The organism is Synechococcus sp. Cruz-7E5 (genome assembly GCF_024345995.1).
In the GTDB taxonomy this organism is placed as follows: domain Bacteria; phylum Cyanobacteriota; class Cyanobacteriia; order PCC-6307; family Cyanobiaceae; genus Regnicoccus_A.
This window is the reverse complement of sequence record NZ_JAGQCE010000007.1, coordinates 81,845-107,222: the sequence shown is the minus strand read 5'-3', so window position 1 is coordinate 107,222 and position 25,378 is coordinate 81,845. Positions and strand designations below refer to the sequence as shown.

Genomic DNA, 25,378 nt, shown 5'->3' with positions numbered 1-25,378 from the left:
AGGTTGATGGAGATGTGTCTTCGCTATCCCGTGCTGAAGCGTCTTGCCGCCGGTCTCCTTGCTGGAGCCGCTTTCTCAGCCACAGCTCTGCCCGCTTCGGCAGCTGTGGACAACGACCTTCCTGTGCGCTGGAACACCGGCGGTGCCGTGTGGTCCACCAACCTGGATGCGTTCAAAACGTTCATCGAAGACGGTGATGTGGTCGATCGCGGTCTCGCCGGCGGAATTTCCCGCTCTGGCTGGACGGCCAGCGAACTCCGCACCGGTCTTGCCAAGAGCTACAGCGTCGATGTGGTGGGTGTGACCCGCTTCCTGTACTCCGATGCTGGCGTCAAGTTCCTCAAGAACCAGACCCGCAGCTACTTCCCCTACTGGTCGATGTCGACCTACGCCGTTCAGGGCCTGCGTGGCGCGATCATCGCCGACGCCGCCGATGGCTCCATCTCCTCGGCCGGCATCATGGCTGCCCTGCCCACCGACTTCCGTCTGGCTGACACCTGCGGCACCTACGACGGCAAGCAGAACATCTGTGCCGAAGGCAAGTGCCAGGGTGAAGCCCAGTGCACCTCCCTGCTGTCCTGGTATGTCTTCCTGCCGGCCTGCATCCAGGCAAACCAGATGACGGATCCCGTGGCTCAGGTGCGCACCGCCCCCGCGCCTACCTTCACCCCCATCCCTGAGGCCGAGCCCATTCGCGGCCTCTGGTGACAATCACTTCCTGGTTCCGGCCAGGAATTGTTGATCTCAACCCCGGCAAAGCCGGGGTTTTTTCATGGGCTGGCCCTGGCTGGCCCCGTCCGCTGAGATTTCAAGCGGTGGGCGATCAGGCGTTGGTGGCCCAGTCGCTGGGGCAGCAACACCCTGATCTGACTTCGGAACCCAGCTTCCATCCTGGCGATTTCCGCACCGTTGATCACGGCCTCAAGCCGGCTTCGGTAGGCCGCACCCGGGCCGAACCACCTCTGGCAGGTGATCTCGCTCAGCTCCAGGGTCAGCGATTCCTGCCAGCTCTCGAGCTCCACCTGCCAGTTCAGCGCCTCCAGAGCTGCCGTCAACTCGGCTGAGCCTGGCACTGGCGTGAGCCAGGCTTCTTCTTCGCGGCTGACCCGCTGCAGCAGTTCAGGCAAGGTCGCGTCGGCCAGGGCAGCACCTGAGCCCCCAGGCCTGCTCAGCAGTTCCGCCAGCGCCCCGGCGGGACCAAGCAACGGCCAACTCAGCAGCAGGCGCCACTGCGCCCTGGGGCTGGCCAGCCGATCCAGCTCCTCCAGCCACTGATGCCAAACCGCAGGCGGCTGTCCCTGGAAGGGCGAACGCCCCACCAGCCACTCGAAGCGCTCGCCTGGTTCCATCACTTCGCTCAGGCTCTCTGGTCTTGTGGGCTCCAGCAGCAGCAGCCGGGGGCTGCGCAGGCTGTCGAGCAGCTGGCTCTGGGCCTGCAGGCGCTGTTGATCCGCTGCGGTATCAACGCTGATCAGCACGCCCCCCTCCGGACAGTTCTCCAGGGGATCCAGGGCCCAGAGCAGGGAGCGAGCCCCCAGGATCAGGGTTCGGTCCTGCCGCTTCCAGACGGCTCCCTGCCAGAAACGCTGGCGCAGCTGATCGAGCCGCTCCCCCTCCGCTGCTGCCTGGCGTTGCAGCCAGCGCTCCAGCTCCGCGTCGCCCGGGCCGCTGCTGAGCAGAGGGCCGGAGTCAACGGTGCTCTCGGCCGCGGCAGCCAGCTGGGCGGCACGGCGCCGCTGCAGCCGGCTCTGCAGGCCTCCCTCCCAACCGAGCTGACCCGGCAACCAGAACACCTCCCCCTGCAGGGCGGCCGGAAGGTAGGTCTGGGCCACCCAATGCTCGGCGTAGGCATGGGGGTAGCGATAGCCCACCCCATCGCCGAAGGCCGTCCCATCGCGGTTGGCGTCGCGCAGGTGGGAGGGCACCTCCTGGCGGTTGGTGGCCCGCACACTCTTCAGGGCGTCAAAGAACCCCAGCAGGCTGTTGCTCTTTTCGGCACCGGCCAGGTAGAGGGCTGCCTGGGCCAGGGGATAGAGCCCTTCCGGCAAGCCCACCCGCTCGAAGGCCGACGCGCAGGCCTCCACCACCACGATCGCCTGGGGGTCGGCCAGACCGATGTCTTCCCCGGCGGAGATCAGCATGCGCCGGAAGATGAAGCGCGGGTTCTCACCGGCCTCCACCATCCGCGCCAGCCAGAACAGGGCGGCGTCGGGGTCGGATCCCCGCAGCGACTTGATGAAGGCGCTGATCGTGTCGAAATGGGCATCCCCCTGCTTGTCGTAGAGCACGGCCCGCTGCTGGATCGATTGTTCGGCGATCTCCAGGTCGATCCGGACCACTCCGGTGTCATCGGCGGCGCTGCTCTCCACCGCCAGCTCCAGGGCGTTGAGCAGGCTGCGGGCGTCACCGCCCGCCACATCGAGCAGGTGATCAGCGGCCTCGGGGCTCAGCTCCACCGACCGGCCGCCATAGCCGCGCTCTCTGTCGGTGAGGGCCCGATCCAGCAGCACCCGCAGATCACGGGGCTCAAGCGATTGCAGGCGGAACAGCCGCGAGCGGCTCACCAGGGCCTTGTTCACCTCGAAGTAGGGGTTTTCTGTGGTGGCTCCGATCAGAGTCACGGTGCCGTTCTCCACCCAGGGCAGCAGGGCGTCCTGCTGGGCCACGTTGAAGCGATGCACCTCATCGATGAACAGCAGGGTGCGCAGGCCGTGGCGCTCCAGCCGCTGGCGGGCCGCCTCCACCTCCACGCGCAGGTCCTTGACCCCGGCCAGCACCGCATTGAGGCTGGTGAAATGGGCTCGGGTGCTGCTGGCGATGATCCGCGCCAGGGTGGTCTTGCCCACTCCTGGCGGGCCGTGCAGGATCAGGTTGCCCACCCGATCGGCGCGGATGGCCCGCCGCAGCAGCCTCCCCGGGCCGAGGATCTCCTCCTGCCCGACGAATTCCTCAAGGTTGCGTGGCCGCAGACGGTCGGCCAGGGGTGCGAGCGCCTGACGGTTGATCTCTCCCTGATGGCTGAACAGGTCACTCACCGTCGCGCGCCCAGGCTCACTCCACCCGTGGATGGAAGCGGGAGCTGAAGGCCAGCAGGTCAAACCCGCTGAACAGGAAGCTGATACCCACCAGCAGACCGATCACCGAGAGCAGGCTGGCCGGGCTCATCGTCAGGATCAGCAAGCCAAGAGCGAGGGTGACGATGCCGTTGGCCAGCCCCCATCCCCAGCCCCTGGTGGTGCGGTGGGTGAGGGAGACGATCGCCATCACGCCCCCCTCCACAAGGAACACCAGGCCGAGTGCTGTGGCCAGCGCCTTCACCTGCAGGGCGGCAGGAACCACCCCGGATTTGAATTGCAGCAGCATCCAGATGCCGGTGACCAGGAAGAGGGTGGACACCACCAGCCTCCAGAAGCAGTGCCAGCGGCCGAGGCGTCGGGCCCTGGAGAGGTTGTCGATCCAGCCCATGAGGCCCCCCACCAGGAAGGCGATCGCCACCATCACGGTGACGGAGGCTGAAGCCACCACAGGAAAGCTGAGGGCCAGAAGCCCCAGCACGATCATGATGATTCCCTCGGCCTGGGTGAGGCCCTGGAGCCGGCCCGCTTCGGCCGCTGTGCGATCCAGGGGAAGGCACGAGGAATCCTCCGCGTCGGGAGAGTTGAAGGTGGCGCCGGAAGGCATAAGACCCTGGACACATCCTTGGCAACGTAGGCAAGGGAAAAGTTGCCGTGCCTTCCCCGTCATGGTCTGAGATTGACGCGCTGGGTGGCTTGGTAGCGAATCAAGGCCCCGTACGTGCCGGCTTCTTGGCAGTGTCTGCTACTCCATGGTCATCGTTGGTGCCATTGATGGCTTTCGGGTGATGGAGGCATTGCTGCTGATCACCGTGTTCACGGGCCTGGTGGGTCTGCTGCTGCGCCGCAGCCTCTTCCTCAAGGTGATGGGGACTGGGGCTGGGCGGCGCCAACAACCTAGAGCGAACCTGAGATCTGCGTGATCGCCCCACGGGTGGAGAGCGACGCCGATGGCCGGGGGTGGCTGAGCCGCTGAAGGCAGCGCCGGATGGCGGCGGCAGGCTCAGAGGCGGCGCAGAAAGAAGGGGATCAGCACGGCGTTGAACAGATCGATGAGGAACGCCGACACCAGCGGCAGCACGATGAAGGCCTTGTACGAAGGCCCGAATCGTTGGGTCACCGCCGTCATGTTGGCCATGGCGGTGGGGGTGGAGCCCAGCGAGATGCCGCCGAAGCCCGCGGCGATCACAGCGGCGTCGTAGGTGCCACCGAGCAGCGGAAACACCAAGAAAAGATTGATCACCAGGGCCAGCAGGAACTGGGCGATCAGGATCAGCAGCAGGGGCCCCGCCAGATCCACCAGCGTCCAGAACTGCAAGGCCATCAGGGACATCGCCAGGAACGCCCCGAGTGAGATCTCGGCGATCAGGTCCAGGGCCGGTGTTCTGGAGGGCCAGCGGAACCCTGCCTTCGGCCCTTGCCTGGGCAGCAGGTTGCTGAGCAGGATGCCCACGATCAGGCAGGGCACGAACAATGGCAGGAACAGCCCGAGGTCGCGCATCAGCTTCTGCAGAATCGAGCCGAGGATGATGCAGATGTTGATCGCCAGCACCGCTCCCAGAAAATCGAGGTGACCCATCACCTCCCCGCCGCCCCTCGGGCTTGCCTGCACGGGCGTCTCCTCGGAGCCGGGAGTTGCCAGACGGTGGCGGCGGATCAGGTATTGGGCGATGGGTCCTCCAGTGGCACTGGCGATGATCAGGCCGAAGGTGGCGGCCGCAATGCCGAGCTCCAGGGCGTTGGCCACGCCGTGTCCGGAGGCGAACTTCGGAGCCCAGGCGATGGTGGTGCCATGGCCGCCGATCAACGACACCGTGCCGACCAGCAGTCCGGTGGCGGCCGGCAATCCACTCCAGCGGGCCAGGCCGATTCCCAGCAGGTTCTGCGCCACCATCAGCACGATGCTCAGCACCAGCAGGACCACCAGGGAGCGGCCACCACGGCGCAGGTCGGCGAAGCTGGCATTCATGCCCACCGTGGTGAAGAAGTAAACGAGCAGCACATCACGGGCCCGCATGCCGAAGTTGATCTCAAATCCGAAGGCGAAATGCAGCAGGGTGATCAGCAGAGCCACCAGCAGGCCGCCACTTACGGGCTCCGGAATGGTGAATTCCCGTAGGAATCGGAAGCGACTGTTGAGATTCTTACCGAGGAAAAGAACGAGAATCCCCAGGGTCACCGTAAGGAACGACTGCACCTCAATCGTTCCATCCACAACGTTCATCTTCGGTGAGCTGGGTGGAAACGAACCTGTTGGCAGGGAGCTTACTCCACGCGATCAGAAGCAACGGTTGGCGCGAAGCAGCGCGGCCCACACGCTGAGGCTGGCGGAATGGTCCGTTTGCGGCGAACGCAGGGTGAGCCAGTGCAGGGCAGGCGTGACGCTGAAGATATCGCGCAGACGGATCCGAGTGGCCAGTTCTAAGGCGAGGCCGGAGTCCGCACCGCCATCTGATGGCTGGTGAACGCGAACCGGTCGTGGCCCCAGCCGGCGCTGATCGAGGGGATCCAACCTTCCGTTGAAGGCTGCCCATAGCCGGCCATTGACCAGGAGCCGCTCTGCCGATCTTGGGAGCGGGCGGCGAGTTGGCTGGCCAGGGGGGTCAGCGCTTCATCCGTCCCATTTCGGTGGGACAAGGTTGTGAAGGAGAGACCCTGGCAGTGAGGTGCGCTGCTCAGTGCGGAAGAAGTCCTCGATAGATTGAGGATCTTCCGCAATGACTGGGAATTCATGGCCATCGTTGATGCCATCGATGGCTTTGTGGTGATGGAGGCGCTGATGCTGCTCACCGTGTTCACGGGCCTGCTGGGTCTGCTGCTGCGCCGCAGCCTCTTCCTCAAGGTGATGGGAATGGATGTGATGGGCACCGGGGTGATCTCCTTCTTCGTGCTCGTTTCTGCCCGCGGCGGCTTTCGCACCCCGATTCTCGACGGCAGTGTGGTGTTTCCCGGCGACAACGACTGGGCCGATCCGATCCCCCAGGCCGTGATCCTCACCGCTGTGGTGATAGGCCTCTCGATTCAGGCGCTGCTGCTGGTGGCGATCACCCGTCTGGCCAGCGTGGATCCCAGCCTTGAAGCGGGCCGGCTCGATCAGTTGGGCCGCGACTGAGGGGCCCAAAATGTCTCCCCTTTCCCTGATGTCCTGGAACCCGAGTGGTTCGGACCTGACTATCGCGTGGCTGCTGCTGCCCTTCCTGGCGGCGTTCCTGGCGGCCTTGGTTCCGCGGCTGGGGCGACCCCTGATCCTCTTGGTGGTGGCCACCACGCTGGCGATGGCCCTGGCGGCCTGGCAGGGCTGGCTGCCGTCGGATCTGCTCCTGCTCGGGCCGTTCGGGGTACGCCTGCAACTCGATCAGCTCGCCTCGCCGTTGCTCCTGCTGACGGCCCTGGTGAGCGCGGCAGTGCTGCTGGAGGGCTGGGGCCGCGCTCCGGACAAGCCCTTTCTGCTGTTGCTGCTGCTGCTGCAGGGCGGGATCGATTCGGCAATCGTGGCCAGTGATCTGATCAGCATCTATGTGGCTCAGGAGGTGGTGGGGATCAGCACCTTTCTGCTGCTGGTGCAGGGCAATCGCCCCCCCCAGCTCTGGATCGGTCTGCGTTATCTGCTGATCGGCAACAGCGTGATGCTTCTGTACCTGCTCGGTGCGGCGCTCGTGTACCGCGAACAGAGCAGCTTCGCGCTGCAGGGACTGGAGCAGAGCAGTGGCATGGCCCTGGCGCTGCTGCTGGTGGCCCTCTTCACCAAGGCCGAAGTGTTCATCTCCGGGCTGTGGCTGCCCCGCACCAACGCCGTGTCCCCGGCCGCCGTCTCCGCCTTGATCTCTGGCGGAGTGGTGTGCGCCGGTCTCGCTCCCCTGCTGCGCATCGCGGCGGCGGTGGAGAGTGTGGGCCCCCTGCTGCGCTGGATCGGTCTTGCCAGTGCCCTGCTGGGCCTGGTCTTTGCCCTGGCCGAACGCCGGGTGGAGCGGCTGCTGGCCTGGAGCACCATCTCCCAGATGGGCATGGTGCTGCTAGTGCCGGCCGTGGGTGGGTTCTATGCCCTGGCCCACGGTCTGGCCAAGGCGGCGTTGTTCCTGGTCAGTGCGCGGCTGCCCGTGGTTTCGCTCGACGGCTGGCGCGCCCAGGCGTTGCCATGGCGGCACGGGGCTCCACTGCTGCTGGCCTCGCTTTCGATCGCCGGGGCCCCCCCCCTGCTCGGTTTTCTGGCCAAGGAGCAGCTGAGCGTGGCCCTCGCTGGCCCGAAAGCCGGGCTGCAAGCTGCGGACTTGCTGCCCATAGCCCTGCTTCTCCTCTCGGTGGGTACGGCAGCCGTCTATGCCCGCCTCTGGCTCCTGCCCGGCAATGCCGACGAGGCGGAGGAGGGGCAACCCGCCTCGCCGGGGGCACTGCTGCTGGTGACGGCGCTGCTGCTGCTGAATGTCACCCCCTGGGCCCTGGAGGCCTGGAAAGCCCTGATCGGCCAGGGTATGACCGATGCCCTGCTCAAGTCGGCTGGCCTGCTGCTCGCCGGAGCGGGCCTGCAGCGGCTGTGGCCCACAGGCAACGATGGGTACCGTCTGCCCGATCTGGAGGGCTTCGATGATCTGCTCGGCGGCGCCGTTCTGGTCGGGGCTGCGCTGGTGCTGCTGCTGAGCCGATGACACCTTTTCTCACCATTGCGTTCCGTCTGCTGCTGTGGTGCCTGCTGACCGCCGATCTACGACCTGTGAACCTGGCGATCGGCCTGATCGTGGCTCTCCTGCTGCCCAGCCATCGCGGCCCTGGGCTGACCCCGCGGCAGCTGGCGGTAGCAGTGGGCCGCACCCTGCGGGTGATTCCCCAGGGCTACGCCGAAGCCTTCCGCATGATGCGGGTCCGCCACGGGCAGGAGCGGCTGGTGGAGACTCCGGCCAGCGAGCCGGTGGGGCGGGGCCGGGCGCGGGGCCTCCACGGACTGTTGGTGTTCCTGGAAATCTTCCGGATCAACTTCACACCCCTGACGCTCGTGCTGGGAATGAGCGGTGATGGTCGCCGTTACCGCCTGCATCGGCTCGAACCCAACCAGCAGCCTGTCGCTCCGGAGCCCCTGGAACCATGACCGCCCTTATGTACTGCATGGTGTTGGCGCTGCTGATTCCGATCGCCGTGGCTGGCCGCAGCAACGATGTCTGGCATTTGCTGGCCGGCCTTACCAGCCTCTCCACCAAAGTTGCGGTGTTGATGCTGGTGGTATCGGTGGTGCGCGACGACTGGATGATTGGCCTGGTGGGCGTCATCATCCTCAGTGTGGGCAACGCCGGGCTCATGCTGCTGGCCAACCTGCTCTGGGGAAGCGAGCCTTGAACGTGCTCAGTCTGCTGCTGATCGGTCTGGGCCTGATGTTCTGGTTCTGGGGAAGCTGGCCCCTGCTCGGGCTGGCCAGCTACCTGAGCAAGCTGCACAACCTCTCGGTGGCCGACAACATGGGCTCGGCGCTGGTTCTGGTGGGTCTGCTGCTCAAACTGCCGCGGGAATGGCCTCTGTTGACCATTGCGCTGCTGATGCTCGTGATCTGGAACACCATCATGGGCTACGTCCTGGCGGCCTGCTCCCAGCCGCGACCGCGACGCGGCTCCCAGTGAACGACCTTTACTTGTTGCTGCCGGTCACGGCACTGCTGCCGTTGACGGCCATGATGCTGGTGAGCCGAGCCGACCCGTACCAGGTGTTGATCCTGCGGGGGGTGCTGGGGGTGGTGGCCGCCCTTGTCTACGTCCTGCTGGGGGCGGCGGACGTGGCCCTCACCGAGGCGATGGTGGGCACCCTGCTGTCCACCACCCTCTACGCCGTGGCGCTGCGCTCCTCAATGGTGCTGCGTCTAGCTGTGCCAACTGATGAACCTGTGGAAGATGCGGCGGCGGAACTGCTGGCCAGCTGGCTGAAGCAGGCCCGGTTGCGCCTTCAGCTGGTGCCCTTGGCTGCGAAGGGGACCTCAAAGCCAGGGATGGCCGGTGATCTGCACGGTGAGCTGATCGGCAGCCGAAGGCTGCGGCTGCGCAATGACCAGCTCCGGCAACAGTTGCTGGCCCTGGAGGGGGCCAGCCGCTGGAAGCACTGGGGCGGGGAGATCGGCCCGATCGATGCGCTCAGCAACGAGACCGACCCTTGAAGCCCCTCTACCTGATCGCTGGGTTCATCCTCTGCCTGGCTCCCCTGCTCGCCGTCAGGGCCACCCCAGTCGACTCGGCCCAAGTGATCAGGCTGCTGGTGAGTCAGAGCGGCATCCCGAACACGGTCTCCGCCGTGATCCTGCAGGCCCGCCTCTACGACACCATCGGCGAGGTGGTGGTGTTCACCCTGGCTTCGCTGGGGGTGCGCTGGCTGCTCAGCGACACGCGCCCGGAGCGGCAGATCGAGGCCTTGAGCGATACGGCTTCGGTGGTGCTCTGCCGACTCGGCGCAACTGTGGCCGCCATGGTGGCGGTGGAGCTGGCGCTGCGGGGCCATCTCACCCCCGGAGGGGGCTTCGCGGCCGGTGTGGCGGGCGGCACGGCCTTCGGCCTGGTGGTGATCAGCGGCTCGGCAAGGCTGGCGGATCGGTTCTACAGGAAAGTCCACGCCGATCTGTGGGAAAAGCTGGCGGTGCTGGCCTTCATCGCCCTTGCCTTGCTCAGCTTGGAGGACATCGTGCCAGCGAGTGGCGGGTTCGGCACGGTGGAGAGCGGCGGCTGGATCCCGCTGCTCAACGTGCTGATGGCCATCAAGGTGACCCTGGGATCCTGGACGATGGTGCAGCTGTTCGTGCGCTATCGGGGCCTGCTCTGAGGGGCTAGGGCCAGCTTTGTGCGGCTCAGCCAGCTCCCGAGAAGGTGCGCTGGGGAGGGACCCAGTTGACAGGCCAGCGGTTGGCGAGCAGGGACACCAGCAGCATCGGCGTGGCCAGACCGAAACAAGCGAGCCATTGGTTTGCATTCATCGGCGTGGTCTCGAACAGCAGATTCATCACGCGCCACTGACTGAACATCACCTGCAGCAGGAAGGCGGCAAGGATGCCGAAGCCGATGCGTGAGAAGTTCCCCAGAACCACCTTGCGTCCCCGCAGCCGTGCGACCAGTGAGGCCCAGAACTGGCTGAGGCTGAACAGATAGATCACCAGGCCTGTGACCAGTGTCTGGATGGCCATCGTGCGGGCCAGGATCAGATCGCCGTTGGTATCGCGGATCCAGGCGAAGACGCCGAAGATGAAGATCAGGTTGAGCGTGGATATCAAAGCGATCCTTACGAGCAGGGGTCGCGACAGCAGGGGCTGCTGGGGAGAGCGGGGCGGGCGCTCCATCAGGTCGTAGGGCTTGGGCTCGAACGCGATGGGAATCGTCATCGTGATCGAGATGATCATGTTGATCCAGAGCACCTGAAGCGGCTGAATCGGCAGGGACTGGCCGCGTCCAACCATGACGCTCAGAAAGACGCTTGCAGCCAGACCACCGTTGACCGGCAACAGGAAAGCCAGCGCCTTCATCAGGTTTTGGAACACATTCCTGCCTTCCTCCACGGCCGCTTCGATCGAAGCGAAGTTGTCGTCGGTGAGCACCATATCCGCCGCTTCTTTCGCCACTTCCGTGCCAGTGATCCCCATGGCGATGCCGATATCTGCCTGTTTCAAGGCGGGGGCATCATTCACACCATCACCGGTCATGGCAACGACGTGACCGCGGGACTGCAGGGCCTGAACCAGGCGCAGCTTCTGCTCAGGAACGACCCGGGCAAAGACGCTTCCCTCAAGTGCGGCATTGACGAAGTCGTTCTTTTCGAGGTCTGAGAGCTCTTGGCCGCTATAGGCCGCGGTTATCTCCTGCCGACTGAGCTTCATGCGATCGGCGATTGCCTCAGCGGTGACCTTGTGATCTCCGGTGATCATTTTCACATCGACGCCGGCGCTGTGGAAGGCCCGGATGGATTGGATGGCTTCGGAGCGCGGCGGGTCAATCATTCCCTGCAGGCCCAGGAAGACGAGGCCCGAGGCCAGATCATCGTGATCGATCGTGTTGCCTGCATGGGGTTTCTGGGCGAAAGCAAGTACCCGCAGGCCCTTCGAAGCCATGCGGTCGGCCTGCTGTTGGAGCCGCTCCTTGTTGATCGGATGGACGCCTCCTTCCTGATCAAGGAAGGAATCACTGCGCTTGAGCAGGGATTCGACGGATCCCTTCATCCAGATGAAGCGACCAGCATCCTCAGGGAACTGATTCAAGGTGGCCATATATTGATACTCGGACTCGAAGGGGATGCTGTCGAGGCGCGGATGCGATTCTGTGAGCTGGGCGCGATCCAGGCCTACCTTGCGACCGGAGACCAGCAGAGCGCCTTCCGTTGGATCGCCCACGATGCTCCAGGTCTTGTCTTCATGGGCCAGAACAGAATCGTTGCAGAGCACACCAGCTAGCAAACAGTCTCGAACGGCCAGCGGCATCATGGGGATCTCGATCAGTTCATCTTCGGAATCGAGCAGATCCCCCTTGGGGGCATAACCATCACCGGTGAATTGATAATGATGACCGCCGGCATAAAGGGCCTGCACCGTCATCTGATTTTCGGTGAGGGTTCCGGTCTTGTCGGAACAGATGATTGTGGCACTTCCGAGTGTTTCCACTGCCGGAAGATTTCGGACGATGGCGTGGCGCTCCGCCATTCGTGAAACACCGATCGCCAGAGTGATGGTGACCACGGCTGGCAACCCTTCAGGAATCGCGCTCACGGCAAGGGCGACGGCGGCCTGAAACATATCGAAAGGGGTGTTCCCCCAGGCCAGGCCGACAAGGAAGGTAAAGATGGCAATTATCAGGATCGCCCTGAGCAACAGGTTGCTGAAGCGTTCAAATTTACGGGTAAGCGGTGTCGTCAGGGCGCTGCTTTCATCCATCAATGTGGATATTCGACCGGTCTCCGTCCTCTGTCCCGTTTCAACGACGATTCCTTCAGCCTGACCAAAGGTGACGAAGCTGCCTGCATAGGCCATGTTGATGCGATCAGCCAGGGGCATTTCCGGACCTAAGGCCTGGCAATCGGCATCTTTTTCCACGGCTACGGACTCACCCGTGAGGCCTGATTCATTGATCTGCAGGCTGCGACTTGTTACAAGACGAATGTCGGCCGGCACTTTGTCACCAGAAGCCAGCAGCACCACATCTCCTGGCACCAGTTCTACAGAGGAAAGCTTCTGCATCTCTCCATTGCGGCGCACCATAGCCTCAGTAGTGACCGAAGAGGCCAAGGCCTTGATGGCAGATTCCGCCTTCGATTCCTGCGTGAAGGCGATCAGCGCATTCAGAACCGCAACACCGGTGATCACCCCCGCCTCAATCCAAGAGCCCATGAAGGCCTTCACGGCACCAGCAATGAGCAGGATGTAAAGAAGAGGATTCTTGAACTGAAGCAGAAACATCCATAAAGGAGAGCGGCCCTGCTTGGCTTTGAGCTCATTCTTTCCAAAACGCTCCTGTTGCCGTGTTGCCTGAGTACTGGAGAGGCCCTGCTCTGGATCGACATCGATACGAGCAAGCACCTTGGAGAGATCAAGGCTGTGCCAGGGGATTGCCTGCGAAGATCCCTGCGGGGCTGCTGGATCAATGGCGCTGCTTGACGTGATCATGACTGGAGAAAACGTGTGAGTAAAACGGGAAGGATTACAGGAATCAACTCAGCGAGAAATCAAATCAGCGGGAAATAAAAAGCCCAGCTTGCAACTATCAAACTAACCTGAATTCACGAAAGCAGTCTGTCTCTGGCAACACCTGACCTGATGGCTCTTTGAATCTCGAAGATTGCGCCATCCGGCACTAGGCATCGACCTGGCTCTCCAGAGTGCAATCGAACTCCCATTCATAACTGAAAAGCTGATCTGCAAGGTTTAAGAAGGCCAACAGTAATTGGGGTTTTGACTAGACGAGCGCACCTTCTCAAATTGTTTGGGATCCCACATTATTGAAAAACGTGGCGGCCTGGGCAATCAAGTGATCGGTCAGCTCAGCTGTGGGATCCGTTGGACGGCCAGCCAGGCTGGGCACTCAGCCTGGGGAGGTAACTGCTGCAATCTCCGAAAAATAGACCTCCTGGCCGAACACGTTCTGCACCACGAGTAGCAGCACGAAACCGATCACCGCCGCGATCAGGGGCGTGGTTATCCAGCCCGAAGCGATCCCCACAAGCACGCCCCAGCGGATCTGGTGCACCCCCTTAAAGCCCTGCAGCTGACCAATTCCCAGCACCGAGCCGATCACCGCCTGCGTCCTAGACACCGGCAGCAGCGGAATCGTGGGCAGAACCCAGCCCGCCAGCAGGCTTTCGAGGGCGGTGGAGGAGAAGATGAAAAGCACCAGCGAATGGGACACCACGACCACGAAAGCGGCCAGCGGCGAGAGGGGCATCAGTCCGTCGCCCACGGTCATCATCACCCGGCGGAAATAGGTGTAGGCACCCACCGCCACGGCAATCCCACCGATCAGAAACAACTGCTCCACCGACGAGACGCTGAAGCGTCCCAGGCTCAGATCGCGAAACGGCGAGGCCTCCACGAAAAGCCCATCACATTGCCGATGCCGTTGGCGCCGATGGCGTAGGAGCCGAAGATGCCCGCCAGGAGCAGGCCGCTGCGGGTGTTGCGATCAAATGAGAGCAGATTGGGCCGGGTGAGGCGGATCCACTCCACCAGAATCTTGTAGAGAAGCATCGCGAAGATCGCAAAGCCTGAGCGGATCTGCGCCAGGTTGAGATTGATGCGCGGCAGAAAAACGAGGTCGGCCTGCTGCATCAGGGCGAGGATCCCGGCTTCATCGCCTGCGATCGGCGGAAGGACGGAGTTGGTCATGGCGATGGTGTGGTGTCGGTTCAAAAGGCAACGCGGACGCTGGGCAGGTCGTGCAGGATCAGGTTGCCCGCCCGATCGGCGTGGATCGCCCGCCGCAGCAGCCTCCTGGGGCCGAGAATCTCCTCCTGACCCACGAATTCCTCGAGGCTGCGGGGCGCAGACGATCGGCCAGGGGGGCAAGCGCCTGGCGGTTGATCTCCCCCTGATGGCTGAACAGATCGCTCAAGACGCGCGTGGCGGGATGAGGACAATCCTGGGATCAACCCTCAGGACCTGCAGCAGGAGGCACGGGCCTGCAGAATCGGACAACTCTTGTCACCGTGCGTGAAGCGTTCCTGTCTGGTGATCCCGGCCGCAATCGGTCTGCTGGCGGTTGGTCTCAGTAGCTGCGGCGATCCCCCCAAGCCGCCGCCCAGACAGGTTCAGGTCAAGACCGAACCGGTCGCCCTGGCCCGCTTCAGCGACGACGTCGACACGATCAGCACCCTAGAGGCTCTCAGCGTGGTGCAGTTGGCGGCCCAGGCCGGCGGCCGCATCGAGCGCTTGCTGGTGCGTCAGGGCGATGTGGTGCGACAGGGTCAGCTGCTGATGGTGCTCGATCAGGTTCAGGTACGAGCCGATGTGGCCAGTCTGCGCGCGCAGGCGGAGAAGGACGAGCTCAATTACAAGCGCTTTGAGTTCCTTGTGCGCCAAGGGGCCGCCAGTGCCCTGCAGCGCGATCAGTTCCGCGCCCAGTACGTTCAGTCGCGGGAGGCCCTGCGGGCCAGGGAGGCCGATCTGTCCTTCCGCGACCTGCGCTCCCCCACGGATGGGGTGATCAGCGATCTGCAGGTGAAGGTGGGCGATGTGATCAGTGCCGGGGATCCCTTCACCAAGGTGGTGCGCAATGACCGCCTCACCGCCCGCATCGACGTACCCGGCGTGCTGACCGCCCGGGTGCGGCCCGGCCTGCCGGTCACCCTGCAGGAGCCTCAGTCCCCGAAGGTGCTGGCCCGCGGCGTGGTCAGCTCCGTGGATCCGGTCGTGAATGCCGGCACCCAGGCCCTGCTGTTGAAGGCCGAATTCGATAATCCCACCGGCGCTCTTCGCAGCGGCCTGCGCTTACGCACCCGGGTCCAGCTCGATGCGGCTGATCTGCCGTCGGTTCCCTTCGCCGCCGTCACCCAGACGGCTGGCCAGAGCTTCGTGTTCGCCCTCGGCACCCTGCAGGATCTGGAGAAGAATCCGGGCAAGGCCTCCCTGGATCAGTTGCGCCAGTTGCCGCCGGGGAGCAGCTTCGCACTGCAGCGCCCGGTGCAACTCGGACCCCTGCAGAACAACCGCTATGCGGTCCTTCGCGGTGTGACACCCGGTGAACGGGTGATCACGACCAATCTGCTCACCCTGCGTCACGGCACCCCCGTGACGGCGAACTAGGGAATCGCCAGATGTCACCTTCTAACAACTTCATCGTTCGGCCGGTGCTCACCGTGGTGTGCAGCCTGCTGATCGTGTTTGCCGGGCTGATCGCAATTCCGTTGCTGCCGGTCGAGAACCTGCCGGACATCGCCCCGCCCACCGTGCAGGTCACCTCCCGCTACAACGGCGCCGATGCCCTCAGCGTCGAGCAGGGGGTCACCGCCGTGCTGGAGCAGCAGATCAACGGCGTCCAGAACATGGAGTTCATCAGCTCCAACAGTTCCGCCGACGGCACCAGCGCGATCACGGTGTCCTTCGCTAGCGGTACCGACGGCGACATCAACCAGGTCAACGTTCAGAACCGGGTGGCCCTGGCCCAGCCCCAACTGCCCGAAGAAGTGCGCCAGTCGGGGGTGGTGGTCAACCAGGCCTCCAACTCGATCCTGCTGGTGGCCAACTTCGTCAGCGAAGACCCTGCCAACACTTTCAGCATCGAGACGATCAGCGGCCTGCTCGATCAAGGGCTTACCGATGCCCTCCGCCGGGTGCGGGGAGTGGGCAGCATCGCCTATTTCGGCAACCGCCAACTGGCGATCCGCCTCTGGCTTGACCCCGACCGGCTGGCCGCCAACAATCTCACCTCCGCCGACGTGGTGACGGCCCTCAGCTCCCAGAACCGCCTGGTGCCAGCCGGCCGGGTGGGTGGGGCGCCGGCACCCGATGGCCAGCAGTTCACCTTCACCGTGCAGCTGCAGGGACGGCTGCGCACCAACGAGGAATTCGGGCGCATGATCCTGCGCACCACCCCAGATGGGGGCCTGATCCGTCTGAGCGACGTGGGCCGGGTCGAACTGGGCGGTGAAAGCTTCGATGTGGGGGCCACTGACCTGCGCGGGGTGCCGTCGGTGGGCCTGGCGGTGTATCAGCTCACCGGCAGCAACGCCCTGGAGGTGTCCAATGGCGTGAAGGAGGTGATCGAAACCTTCGTGGCCACCCTGCCGCCGGGGATTCGAAAGGAGATCATCTACGACAACACCGACTTCATCAACGCCTCGATCGAGGGGGTGACCGGCGCCCTTCGGGATGCCGTGCTGCTTGTAGTGCTGATCCTGTTCCTGTTCCTGCAGGACTGGAAGGCAACCATGGTGCCGGGGATCGCCATTCCGGTGGCCCTGGTGGGCACCTTCGCCTTCGTGTTGGCATTCGGCTTTTCTCTCAATCAGCTCACCTTGTTCGGGTTGGTGCTGGCCGCCGGCCTGGTGGTGGATGACGCCATCACCGTGATCGAGGACACCTCAACGAAAAAGAAGGAGGGCCTCTCGGCCGTGGCGGCCGCCATGGCCACCATGAACGAGCTGTTCGGAGCGGTGATCGCCACCTCCCTGGTGTTGTTCGCGGTGTTCCTGCCGGTGCTGTTCTTCCCTGGCGCCACGGGCACGATCTACAAGCAGTTCGCCGCCACGATCCTCTTTGCGGTGACGATCTCCACCTTCAACGCGCTTACGTTTTCGCCGATGCTCTCGGCCCTCCTGCTGGCCAGGGAGAGCCCACCCCCCGGCCGACGCACCTATGCCATCGCCGGTGCGGTGATCGGCGCCATCTACGGGTTGCTGCTCAGCGGTGGCTTTGCGAACCCCATCCCATTGGCGCTGTTCGGCTTGCTGGGCCTGGCCCTGGGCTGGTTCACCCCGCCGATCTTCAGGGGGTTCAACCGCTTCTATGCCGGGTTCGAGCGGCGCTACGACGGTGCTCTGGCCTGGGTTCTGGGGCGTCGCAAGCTGGTGATGGCCCTGTTGGTGGGGGGTGTGGTGCTCACCGGCGTCGCCTTCAACGCCATCCCTTCGGGCTTCGTGCCGGTGGAGGATCAGGGCTACGCCATCGGCTTCGTGCAAGCTCCCGACGGCACCTCGGTGCAGAAGACCAGCCGCGTCAATGCCCAGGTTGCTGAAATCCTGCGGACTGAAAAGGACATCACCTCGGCGGCGATCTTCAGCGGCGCCAGCCTCGATGGCAACGCCCCCAACCGGGGCCTCTTCTTCTTCGGCACCAAGAACTGGGACGACCGCGGCGATGCGGACCAGTCGGTGAACGCGATCGTGGAGCGCTTGAACCGCAAGCTCTCGGTGATCGACGGCGCCCGGGTGTTCGTGGTGGAGCCCCCCTCGATCCCCGGCTATGGCGCCTCCGGCGGTTTCGAGTTCCAGCTTCTGGACCAGAGCGGTGGGGCCCTCAACCTGCCCCAGTTCGCCGGGGTGGCTGGCCAGCTGATCGGCAAGGCCAACCAGGCACAGCCGGACGGACGGCCCCTGTTCAGCCGTGTGTTCACCCAGTTCAGCGCTGAGTCACCCCAACTGGCCGTCACGGTGGACCGGGACAGGCTCGCCACCCTGGGCCTCGACTACGGCCAGGCGATGCGCACCTTCAGCTTCTACTTCGGTGGGGTCTATGTGAACGACACCTTCCAGGAGGGCCGGGTGCGGCGGGTGTTTGTGCAGGCGGACGCCCCCTTCCGTGCCACCCCAGAGCGGCTCCAGGCCATCTTCGTGACCAATGCGAAGGGTGAGTCGGTGCCGCTGGCGGAGGTGATCACGGTGGAGCCCATCACCGGCCCCTCGATCATTCCCCGCTTCAATCTCTTCCGCGCCATCCGGGTGGAGGGCTCCGCGGCGCAGGGGCGCAGTTCGGGCCAGGCGATCAAGGGCATCCTGGGGCTGTTCAAGGGCCTGGATGTGCCCGGCATCGGCTACGACTGGACCGGCATCGCTCGGGAGGAGGTGAGTGCCGGGGCCCTGGCGGTGGTGATTTTCGCCCTCGGCATCATGGTGGTGTATCTGGTGCTGGCAGCCCAGTACGAGAGCTACAGCGATCCCCTGATCATCCTGATGACGGTGCCCACCGCCATGCTCGGGGCGCTGATCTTCCTGGGCGCACGCGGCTACGAGCTCAACATCTACGCCCAGGTGGGGCTTGTGATGCTGATCGGCCTGGCGGCGAAGAATGGAATCCTGATCGTGGATCTCGCCAACCAGCGCATGGCCGCCGGCGCCAGCGCCCTGGATGCGGCCCGGGACGCGGCACGTTCCCGCCTGCGGCCAATCATTATGACCGCCGTCTCATCGTTGTTCGGCTTCTTGCCGCTGGTGTTTGCGAGTGGGGCTGGTGCCCGTGGCCAGTCCTCCCTGGGTACAGTGGTGTTCGGTGGCTTATTGGTGGCCACGGTGCTGTCGCTGCTGGTGGTGCCGGTGTTCTATGTGGTGGTGAAGCAGCTGGTGCCGCCTCCCACGCCTCCACTGCCGGGGGATGGGGAGGGAGTCCTGATTGAGGGCGAGGGGGCTTCCCCCTGATGGCCCCCCAGGCCCCACTGCGGGGGAGCCGGATCCTGCTGGCCGGGGTGATCGGCAGCGGTCTGGGGGCTGCCGTGGCACTGATGCTGCATGTGGTGGTGACCCACACGCCGGTGGAGGTTAGTCCGCGCACGTTTGCTATCTTCTTCAGTATCTTCTGCGCCTTCGGGGCCTTTGCAGGCCTCACCCTTGAGACGGTGCGCCAGTTGCAGGCCACCAACCCGGATCCGGCCTACCACCCGCGCACGCTACGGGGCGGATCTGAGCGCGATCGACCCTGACGGGTGGCCATCACCCGCAGATGGAAGCCTGTCGATGCAGTGGGCCATCCTCTTGGTGGCCATTCATGGCATGGCCGTTATGGTTGGCAACATTGGATGGGTTCTTTGCGGTTGCCAGCCAACCCCGTCGCCATCGCAGCCGTGGCGATTCTGCTACCCATAGTCGGATGCGGTCGCCCGCATCCGACTGCCGCCCTTCCCCCCGAGGTACGGCTCGTCAGTCCCCGGTCTCTGCCGTTCCTTGATTCGGCTGATTATCAGAGCACCCTCGAGGCCATCCGCGATGTGAAGCTCGCTGCCGAAATCGACGGGCGCATCGTGGCGATGCCGATGCAGGAAGGTCAGCGCGTCAAGCGTGGTCAACTGTTGTTTCGGCTCGATCAGGTGCAGCAGCAGGCTTCCACGGATGCTGCGGCTTCGGAAGCGCGCAAGGATGTCCTCAACGCCGAGCGCTACATCTTCCTGAATGATCAGGGAGCGGTCTCCACGAAGGAACGCGATTTCTACATCACCCAGGCCCTGCAGAGCCGCGACCAGCTGCGCTCCAGCCAGGCCACCCTTGGTTACAAGAACGTGCTGGCGCCGATTCCCGGTGAGGTTGGCAGCATCAACGCCAAGCTCGGCGACGTGGTGCGCGCTGGCGGTGTGGTCACCAGCGTGATCGACAACTCGATCCTGTGGGTGCGCCTGGATGTGGCCGGCGAAGACGCCTACCGGGTGCGCCAGGGTCTGCCGGTGCTGCTGCGGGTGCCGGGGCGCTCCGAGCTGGTGGCCAGGGGTGCAGTGAGTTTCGTCGCCCCCTCGCTCGACAAGGAACGCCAGACCCTGCTGGTCAAGGCCACCTTCGCCAATGCGCAGGGCTCCCTGCGCAACAACCAGCGGGTGAATGCCACCCTGGTGTTCGACCAGGCCAGTTCCCTTGCCATCCCAGCCCAGGCGGTGCTTCTACAGGCCGGCAAGACATTCGTTTTCCTGGCCCTGAGCCCCCAGGAGGCCCGCCAGCGCCTGGGGCGGGAGATCGAGCCGCCGCCACCGGCTGGTTCCCTGGTGGCCGTGCAGGTGCCCGTGACCCTGGGAACGCTCCAGGCCGATGTCTACCCGGTTGAAGCGGGACTGCAGACCAGCGATGCGGTGATTCTCGGCAACCTGGCCCAGCTGCGCAGTGGCCTGGCGGTACGCAGGGCCACCGGCGCCTCGCTTCCCCAGACTCGTCCATGAGCCTGTCGGATACATTCATCCGCCGCCCCGTGCTCAGCACGGTGTGCAGTGTGCTGATCCTGCTGGCGGGAGTGATCAGCCTGCCTCTGCTGCCGATCGAGAATCTCCCCAACATCGCCCCGCCCACGATCCAGGTGAACGCCAGCCTGCCGGGCGCCGATGCACTCACGGTGGAGAGTGCCGTGACCGGCCCGCTCGAGGAGCAGATCAACGGTGCCCCGGGGATGGACTACATCACCTCCACCAGCACCGGTGAGGGCAGCAGTCAGATCAATGTCTATTTCAAGCCTGGCACCAATCCTGATATCGACCAGGTAAATGTGCTCAACCGGGTGCAGACGGCCACTCCCCAGTTGCCTCCCCAGGTGAATGCCCAGGGTGTGACGGTTCAACAGACATCAGGCAGTTATCTGCTTGTTTATAATGTCACCTCCAGCGAAGGACAGTTCGATCGCAACTATCTGAACGGACTGGTGCAGCTCAATTTGCTCTATCCGCTCACCCGCGCCGATGGAGTCGGTCAGGTGAACATCTTCGGGGCAAGTGATCCAGCCTTCAGGCTCTGGGTGGATCCACTGAGGCTCTCCCGCTTCAACCTCTCCATCACCGATGTGGTGAACGCGTTGAAGTCGCAGAATGTGGTGGTGATCGCTGGCAGCATCGGTGGCCCGCCATCTCTGCCAAATAATCGCAGCACATTCCCGATTCTGGTTAATGGTAATCTTGAAACAGTGGCGGAATTTGAGCAACTCATTCTGGCGAAAGGATCCGATGGAGGGCTGATTCGCCTCGGGGATGTGGGCCGGGCTGAGTATGCGTTTCAGAATTTCAATCAGGCGGCCGTGAACGCCATCAGTGGCCACCCCTCCGTCGGCTTCGGCGTGATCCAGCTGCCGGGAAGCAACGCCATCACCACCGCTAAAGCGGTCGATCAGGTGCTCAGCCAGTTCCGTGACACCCTGCCGCCAGGTGTGGTTCTCGAGAAGGTGTTCGACCAGACCGACTTCATCAATGCGTCGATCGAAGGGGCCCTCGATGCCCTGCGCGATGCCGTGGTGCTGGTGCTGCTGATCATCTTCCTGTTTCTGCAGGACTGGAAGGCCACGGCCGTGCCTGCCCTGGCACTGCCGATCGCGTTGCTTGGAGCGATGGTGTTCGTGAAGGCCTTCGGCTTCTCGATCAATGAGCTCACATTGCTCGGAATCATCCTGGCCACGGGCCTGGTGGTGGACGACGCGATCGTTGTGGTCGAGGCCGTTTCTGCGCGGATCGAAGCGGGTGATCCGCCTTTTGTGGCCGCCTCCAATGCCATGAAGGAGCTCACCGGGGCGATCCTGGCCACGGCGCTGGTGCTGCTGGCTGTTTTCGTGCCGGTGGCCTTCTTCCCGGGAGCAACTGGGGTGATCTACCGCCAGTTCGCGCTCACGATCGTGTTTTCGATCATCGTTTCCACGTTCAACGCCATCACCGGCAAGCCGTTGCAATCGGCGCTGCTGCTGGGGGGCGGCAAGACCGAGCCCAGGGGCTGGCGCTGGACCGCAATCGGCGGGGCGTTCGGCGCCCTTTACGGCACCCTGGCCGGTGGCTGGGTACTGGCCCTGCTGCTCGGGGTGCTGGGTGCGGTGGTGGGCAGCTTCCTGATGCCCATCTTCACGGCGTTCAACAAGGCCTTCGAGCAGGTGGCCCGCGGCTATGCCGCCCTGCTCCAACAGGTGATTCGCCTCAGGCGACTGGTGCTGGTGGCGCTGCTGGGAGGGGTTCTGCTCACCGGTGCGGCCTTCGTGCTCATTCCTACCGGCTTCGTGCCCACTGAAGACCAGGGCTATGGGCTGGGAATCATTCAGTTGCCGGCGCAGGCTTCGATCGAGGCCACCATGGAGGTGGCGGATCAGGCCCGAAAGGTCATTGCCAAGGAAACCGATGTGGTGTCTGGGGAGCTGGTGGGTGGAGCCGGCTTCAACGGCGGCTCGCTCAATCAGGGCCTCTTCTTTTTCGGCCTCAAGCCGATCGAGGAGCGCACCAGGCCCGAGCAGTCCGCCGACGCGATCATCAAGCGGATGAACAAGGCCTTCGCCACGATCCCCGGTGCGATCGTGCTGGCCCAGGCACCAGCCGCCGTGCCGGGCTTCGGCGCCCAGGGGGGGCTTTCCTTCCAGTTCAACGACCTCAGCAATGGCGGCTACAGCCCCACTGAACTGTCCGGCCTGGCGCGGGAGCTGATCTCCAAAGCCCGGAGCACCGGCATCTTCGGCAACCTCTACACCCAGTTCGTGAGTGATGCCCCGGTCTGGCGACTGGATGTGGACCGCGACCGGATGGCCTCGCTCGACATCGATTACAGCGCCGCGATGGAGGCTCTGGGTACCCTCACCGGCGGCAGCTTCGTGAATCAGACCTACGAGCAGCAGCAGTACCGCCAGGTGGTTGTGCAGGCCGATGCCAGCCATCGCGGCATGATCCAGGACCTGAACAATCTCAACATCAGTAACCGCGCCGGCGCGCTGGTGCCGCTCTCCAATGTGGTGAAGGCCCGCCTGGACAGCGCTCCGCCGATCATCAGCCACTTCGACCTATACCGCTCCGTGCTGATCCAGGGGGTGGAAGCTGCCGGCAAGAGCAGCGGCCAGGCGATCGACACCATCGCCGCGGTGTTCCGTCGCTTCAATTTCGCCAACATCGGCTCCGCCTGGTCGGCCCTGACCCGCTCGGAGGTTCAGGCCGGCGCCCTGGCCATCCTGGTGTTTGCGCTCGGGATCGTGGTGGTGTATCTGGTGCTCTCCGCCCAGTACGGCAGCTACATCGATCCCCTGATCATTCTGATGACGGTGCCCCTGGCGATGCTTGGGGCGCTGATGTTCCTGGTGTTGCGCGGTCAGGTGAACAACGTGTATGCCCAGGTGGGCCTGGTGACCCTGATCGGCCTTGCGGCCAAGAACGGCATCCTGATCGTGGATCTGGCCAACCAGCGCATGGAGCAGGGAATGACCGCCACCGAAGCGGCGATGGCGGCAGCCTGCTCCCGTCTGCGGCCGATCCTGATGACGGCGATGGCGGCCCTGGCAGGTTTCTTCCCCCTGCTGGTGGCCAGCGGTGCCGGCGCGCTCAGTCAGCAGTCCCTCGGGGCGGTGATCTTCGGAGGGCTGCTGGTGGCCACCGGGCTGAGTCTGTTCGTGGTGCCCTCGTTCTATGTGCTGATGAAGCAGGCTGAGGCGGCCTGGTTCCCCGCCAGTCAGGAGACCGAACCGGTGCTGCCGGCGGGTCCGTCCAGCTGAGATGCCCCTCCCCAGGCCCGCCGACTATCAACCGAGGCGCCAGTTGCGGGTCGACCGCCGTCGCATCGTGCTGGCGGGGGTGATCAATCTGGCTGCAGCATTGGTGCTGCTGACTTTGGCCCACCGGGTGTCGCGAACGCCCGGTGAATTGCTGCCACCGATTCATCCTCGCTTCTGGGTGGCGGTGGCGGGGATGGCAGCGTTTTGCGGCGTCTGGGGCGAGAGCCTGCGTCAGATCAGCCTCACCCGCCGCGGCGAGCCCGGTGCCCCTCTTGATGAGCGGAGCGACTGAGGCAGGGGCGACAGCTCAAGTGATCACGGTGGGCCGCTCCATGCCGGTGCGGCTGCGGATCTCGGCCAGTTGGTCGGCGGCTGTGATCAGATCGGCGAGGGCCTGCTGGGGATCCTGATCCAGGTTGCCGCCGGACCCCACGTAACTCTCCAGGTAGAGGCGCAGGGTGGCCCCCTGGGTGCCCGTGCCGGAGAGGCGGAAAACCACCCGGCTGCCGTCGTCGAGCAGCAGGCGCAGGCCCTGGCCGCTGGTGAGGGAGCCGTCCACCGGGTCGACGTAGCTGAAGTCGTCGGCGGTGGCGATGCTGCGGCCGGCAAAGCCTGTGCCCACCAGGGCAGGCAGCAGCCCCTTCAGGCGGTCGTAGAGGCCATGGGCCCTGTCGCTGGCGATCGCTTCGTAGTCGTGGCGGGAATAGTAGTGGCGGCCGTAGCGGCTCCAGTGGCTGGTCATCACCTCGGCCACCGAGCAGCGGCGTTTGGCCAGGATCTGCAGCCAGAACAGCACCGCCCAGAGACCATCTTTCTCGCGGATGTGGTCACTGCCGGTGCCGAAGCTTTCCTCACCGCAGAGGGTGATCCGGCCGGCATCAAGCAGGTTGCCGAAGAACTTCCAGCCCGTGGGCGTTTCGAAACAGGGAATGGCCAGCTCCCTGGCCACCACATCCACCGCGGCGCTGGTGGGCATCGAGCGGGCCACTCCAGCGAGCCCGCCGGCGTAGCCGGGGGCCAGGGTGGCATTGGCGGTGAGCACCGCCAGGCTGTCGCTGGGGTTCACGAAGCAGCGCTGGCCCAGGATCATGTTGCGGTCCCCGTCGCCGTCGCAGGCGGCCCCGAAGCGGAAGGCGTCTGAGCCCATCAGCAGCTCGGCCAGCTCATGGGCATAGGTGAGGTTGGGGTCGGGGTGGCCCCCGCCGAAATCCTCCAGGGGAATGCCGTTGCGCACCGTGCCGGCCGGTGCCCCCAGCAGCCCCTCCAGCAGGCGGCTGGCGTAGGGACCGGTGACGGCATGCATGGCATCGAAGGCGATCGGGAAGTCGCCCCGCAGCATCTGGCTGATCGCGTCGAAATCGAACAGGCCCTGCAGCAGTGACACGTAGTCGTCGACTCCGTCGATCACCTCGATGCGCAGCCCGCCCAGGGCGTAGGTCCCCGGCGCTTCCAGGGATGGCGTCTCGCCGTCGATGATCCGGTAGCCCTCCAGCTGGGTGGTGGCGCTGTAGATGGCATCGGTGATCGATTCAGGGGCCGGCCCGCCATTGGCGCCGTTCACCTTGACGCCGAAATCGCCCTCGGGGCCGCCGGGGTTGTGGCTGGCCGAGAGGATGATGGCGCCGATGGCCTGGTGCTTGCGGATCAGGTTCGAGGCGGCGGGGGTGGAGAGGATCCCGCCGGTCGTGGTGATCAGTCGGGCTACCCCATGGGCGGCGGCCATGCGTGTGATCACATCGATGGCGCGGCGATTGCCGTAGCGGCCGTCGCCGCCAAGGATCAGCGTGCCCCCCGCCACTCCGGGCACCACCCGGAGCACCGCCTCCACGAAGCTCTCCAGGTAGTGGGGCTGCTCGAACTGTCGGCTGCTCTTGCGCAGGCCGGAAGTGCCGGGTTTCTGGTCGCTGAAGGGGGCGCTCAGAAGCACCTGACGAACCGCTGGTGATGGAGAAGAGGTGGCCATGGCAGC

22 protein-coding genes and 1 pseudogene are annotated in these 25,378 nt (G+C 64.6%); 15 read left to right on the top strand and 8 right to left on the bottom strand.

From position 1 onward, the window contains the following. The first annotated feature begins 12 nt into the window (after positions 1-12). The gene (locus KBY77_RS09850; RefSeq protein WP_255103791.1) at positions 13-708 is read left to right on the top strand and encodes an alpha/beta hydrolase; all 696 of its coding nucleotides are present in this window, start codon (positions 13-15) and stop codon (positions 706-708) included. A gap of 62 nt (positions 709-770) precedes the next feature. Here KBY77_RS09850 and KBY77_RS09845 read toward each other — a convergent pair whose 3' ends face one another. Together KBY77_RS09845 and KBY77_RS09840 are read right to left on the bottom strand one after the other, a co-directional pair. Continuing rightward, a complete protein-coding gene (locus KBY77_RS09845) occupies positions 771-3,035 on the bottom strand; it encodes an AAA family ATPase (RefSeq protein ID WP_255103788.1) in 2,265 nt (754 codons plus the stop codon). Between the two features lie 16 nt (positions 3,036-3,051). Further along, positions 3,052-3,681 (bottom strand): HdeD family acid-resistance protein, encoded by a 630-nt coding sequence (locus KBY77_RS09840; protein WP_255103786.1) that lies wholly within the window; start codon positions 3,679-3,681, stop codon positions 3,052-3,054. Between the two features lie 145 nt (positions 3,682-3,826). Here KBY77_RS09840 and KBY77_RS09835 point away from each other — a divergent pair, with 145 nt between their 5' ends. Continuing rightward, a complete protein-coding gene (locus tag KBY77_RS09835) occupies positions 3,827-3,997 on the top strand; it encodes a hypothetical protein (protein WP_255103783.1) in 171 nt (56 codons plus the stop codon). Positions 3,998-4,077: 80 nt separating this feature from the next. On the opposite strand, the gene gltS is transcribed toward KBY77_RS09835, so the two are convergent. Continuing rightward, on the bottom strand, positions 4,078-5,271 hold the full coding sequence (gene gltS, locus KBY77_RS09830) for a sodium/glutamate symporter (protein WP_255103781.1): 1,194 nt from the start codon (positions 5,269-5,271) through the stop codon (positions 4,078-4,080). Between the two features lie 534 nt (positions 5,272-5,805). Here gltS and KBY77_RS09825 point away from each other — a divergent pair. From KBY77_RS09825 to KBY77_RS09795, 7 genes are read left to right on the top strand one after another with little or no spacing between them, the layout of a single operon-like run. Continuing rightward, entirely contained in the window at positions 5,806-6,186 is a 381-nt protein-coding gene (locus KBY77_RS09825) for an NADH-quinone oxidoreductase subunit K (RefSeq protein ID WP_255103779.1), read from the top strand. A gap of 10 nt (positions 6,187-6,196) precedes the next feature. After that, on the top strand, positions 6,197-7,717 hold the full coding sequence (locus KBY77_RS09820) for a proton-conducting transporter membrane subunit (RefSeq protein WP_255103777.1): 1,521 nt from the start codon (positions 6,197-6,199) through the stop codon (positions 7,715-7,717). Continuing rightward, the gene (locus KBY77_RS09815) at positions 7,714-8,154 is read left to right on the top strand and encodes a sodium:proton antiporter (RefSeq protein WP_255103775.1); all 441 of its coding nucleotides are present in this window, start codon (positions 7,714-7,716) and stop codon (positions 8,152-8,154) included. The genes KBY77_RS09820 and KBY77_RS09815 overlap by 4 nt, the downstream gene beginning before the upstream one ends. After that, positions 8,151-8,399, top strand: a complete 249-nt coding sequence (locus KBY77_RS09810) for a hypothetical protein (RefSeq protein ID WP_255103773.1) — start codon at positions 8,151-8,153, stop codon at positions 8,397-8,399. The genes KBY77_RS09815 and KBY77_RS09810 overlap by 4 nt, the downstream gene beginning before the upstream one ends. 35 nt (positions 8,400-8,434) lie before the next feature. Continuing rightward, positions 8,435-8,677 carry a monovalent cation/H(+) antiporter subunit G gene (locus KBY77_RS09805; protein WP_399212638.1) on the top strand — a complete coding sequence of 81 codons (243 nt, stop codon included), beginning with the start codon at positions 8,435-8,437 and terminating at the stop codon, positions 8,675-8,677. Continuing rightward, complete coding sequence (locus tag KBY77_RS09800; protein WP_255103767.1) at positions 8,674-9,204, top strand: hydrogenase subunit MbhD domain-containing protein; 531 nt, start codon at positions 8,674-8,676, stop codon at positions 9,202-9,204. The genes KBY77_RS09805 and KBY77_RS09800 overlap by 4 nt, the downstream gene beginning before the upstream one ends. Further along, positions 9,201-9,860: a Na(+)/H(+) antiporter subunit B gene (locus KBY77_RS09795; protein WP_255103764.1), complete on the top strand. Its 660-nt coding sequence runs from the start codon at positions 9,201-9,203 to the stop codon at positions 9,858-9,860. The genes KBY77_RS09800 and KBY77_RS09795 overlap by 4 nt, the downstream gene beginning before the upstream one ends. 25 nt (positions 9,861-9,885) lie before the next feature. On the opposite strand, the gene KBY77_RS09790 is transcribed toward KBY77_RS09795, so the two are convergent. From KBY77_RS09790 to KBY77_RS16785, 4 genes and pseudogenes are all read right to left on the bottom strand, one after another. Beyond that, positions 9,886-12,681, bottom strand: coding sequence for an HAD-IC family P-type ATPase (locus KBY77_RS09790; RefSeq protein ID WP_255103761.1), 2,796 nt, complete (start codon positions 12,679-12,681; stop codon positions 9,886-9,888). A gap of 415 nt (positions 12,682-13,096) precedes the next feature. Beyond that, a complete protein-coding gene (locus KBY77_RS09785; protein ID WP_255103759.1) occupies positions 13,097-13,603 on the bottom strand; it encodes an inorganic phosphate transporter in 507 nt (168 codons plus the stop codon). Then, the gene (locus KBY77_RS09780) at positions 13,576-13,896 is read right to left on the bottom strand and encodes a hypothetical protein (RefSeq protein WP_255103756.1); all 321 of its coding nucleotides are present in this window, start codon (positions 13,894-13,896) and stop codon (positions 13,576-13,578) included. The genes KBY77_RS09785 and KBY77_RS09780 overlap by 28 nt, the downstream gene beginning before the upstream one ends. Positions 13,897-13,931: 35 nt before the next feature. After that, positions 13,932-14,122: pseudogene (locus tag KBY77_RS16785) on the bottom strand (hypothetical protein); the annotation flags it as partial. A gap of 98 nt (positions 14,123-14,220) precedes the next feature. Between KBY77_RS16785 and KBY77_RS09775 the strand changes: the two are divergent. The 6 genes from KBY77_RS09775 (at position 14,221) to KBY77_RS09750 (ending at position 23,701) form a co-directional block, all read left to right on the top strand. Continuing rightward, complete coding sequence (locus tag KBY77_RS09775) at positions 14,221-15,312, top strand: efflux RND transporter periplasmic adaptor subunit (RefSeq protein ID WP_255103754.1); 1,092 nt, start codon at positions 14,221-14,223, stop codon at positions 15,310-15,312. Between the two features lie 11 nt (positions 15,313-15,323). After that, positions 15,324-18,638, top strand: a complete 3,315-nt coding sequence (locus KBY77_RS09770; RefSeq protein WP_255103752.1) for an efflux RND transporter permease subunit — start codon at positions 15,324-15,326, stop codon at positions 18,636-18,638. Next, on the top strand, positions 18,638-18,919 hold the full coding sequence (locus KBY77_RS09765; RefSeq protein ID WP_255103750.1) for a hypothetical protein: 282 nt from the start codon (positions 18,638-18,640) through the stop codon (positions 18,917-18,919). Before KBY77_RS09770 ends, KBY77_RS09765 begins: the two co-directional genes overlap by 1 nt. Positions 18,920-19,015: 96 nt before the next feature. Then, the gene (locus KBY77_RS09760) at positions 19,016-20,137 is read left to right on the top strand and encodes an efflux RND transporter periplasmic adaptor subunit (protein ID WP_255103748.1); all 1,122 of its coding nucleotides are present in this window, start codon (positions 19,016-19,018) and stop codon (positions 20,135-20,137) included. Next, positions 20,134-23,409, top strand: coding sequence for an efflux RND transporter permease subunit (locus KBY77_RS09755; protein WP_255103745.1), 3,276 nt, complete (start codon positions 20,134-20,136; stop codon positions 23,407-23,409). Before KBY77_RS09760 ends, KBY77_RS09755 begins: the two co-directional genes overlap by 4 nt. Position 23,410: 1 nt before the next feature. Continuing rightward, the gene (locus KBY77_RS09750) at positions 23,411-23,701 is read left to right on the top strand and encodes a hypothetical protein (RefSeq protein ID WP_255103743.1); all 291 of its coding nucleotides are present in this window, start codon (positions 23,411-23,413) and stop codon (positions 23,699-23,701) included. A gap of 15 nt (positions 23,702-23,716) precedes the next feature. On the opposite strand, the gene KBY77_RS09745 is transcribed toward KBY77_RS09750, so the two are convergent. Continuing rightward, on the bottom strand, positions 23,717-25,372 hold the full coding sequence (locus tag KBY77_RS09745; RefSeq protein WP_255103855.1) for an alpha-D-glucose phosphate-specific phosphoglucomutase: 1,656 nt from the start codon (positions 25,370-25,372) through the stop codon (positions 23,717-23,719). Positions 25,373-25,378 lie beyond the last annotated feature (6 nt).

Bases quoted from the DNA above. Each gene is read 5' to 3' on its own strand.
- KBY77_RS09850 (WP_255103791.1), top strand. From the start codon at position 13: ATGTGTCTTCGCTATCCCGTGCTGAAGCGTCTTGCCGCCGGTCTCCTT.
- KBY77_RS09840 (WP_255103786.1), bottom strand. From the start codon at position 3,681: ATGCCTTCCGGCGCCACCTTCAACTCTCCCGACGCGGAGGATTCCTCG.
- KBY77_RS09835 (WP_255103783.1), top strand. From the start codon at position 3,827: ATGGTCATCGTTGGTGCCATTGATGGCTTTCGGGTGATGGAGGCATTG.
- KBY77_RS09825 (WP_255103779.1), top strand. From the start codon at position 5,806: ATGGCCATCGTTGATGCCATCGATGGCTTTGTGGTGATGGAGGCGCTG.
- KBY77_RS09820 (WP_255103777.1), top strand. From the start codon at position 6,197: ATGTCTCCCCTTTCCCTGATGTCCTGGAACCCGAGTGGTTCGGACCTG.
- KBY77_RS09815 (WP_255103775.1), top strand. From the start codon at position 7,714: ATGACACCTTTTCTCACCATTGCGTTCCGTCTGCTGCTGTGGTGCCTG.
- KBY77_RS09810 (WP_255103773.1), top strand. From the start codon at position 8,151: ATGACCGCCCTTATGTACTGCATGGTGTTGGCGCTGCTGATTCCGATC.
- KBY77_RS09805 (WP_399212638.1), top strand. From the start codon at position 8,435: ATGTTCTGGTTCTGGGGAAGCTGGCCCCTGCTCGGGCTGGCCAGCTAC.
- KBY77_RS09790 (WP_255103761.1), bottom strand. From the start codon at position 12,681: ATGATCACGTCAAGCAGCGCCATTGATCCAGCAGCCCCGCAGGGATCT.
- KBY77_RS09780 (WP_255103756.1), bottom strand. From the start codon at position 13,896: ATGACCAACTCCGTCCTTCCGCCGATCGCAGGCGATGAAGCCGGGATC.
- KBY77_RS09770 (WP_255103752.1), top strand. From the start codon at position 15,324: ATGTCACCTTCTAACAACTTCATCGTTCGGCCGGTGCTCACCGTGGTG.
- KBY77_RS09765 (WP_255103750.1), top strand. From the start codon at position 18,638: ATGGCCCCCCAGGCCCCACTGCGGGGGAGCCGGATCCTGCTGGCCGGG.
- KBY77_RS09760 (WP_255103748.1), top strand. From the start codon at position 19,016: ATGGGTTCTTTGCGGTTGCCAGCCAACCCCGTCGCCATCGCAGCCGTG.
- KBY77_RS09755 (WP_255103745.1), top strand. From the start codon at position 20,134: ATGAGCCTGTCGGATACATTCATCCGCCGCCCCGTGCTCAGCACGGTG.
- KBY77_RS09750 (WP_255103743.1), top strand. From the start codon at position 23,411: ATGCCCCTCCCCAGGCCCGCCGACTATCAACCGAGGCGCCAGTTGCGG.
- KBY77_RS09745 (WP_255103855.1), bottom strand. From the start codon at position 25,372: ATGGCCACCTCTTCTCCATCACCAGCGGTTCGTCAGGTGCTTCTGAGC.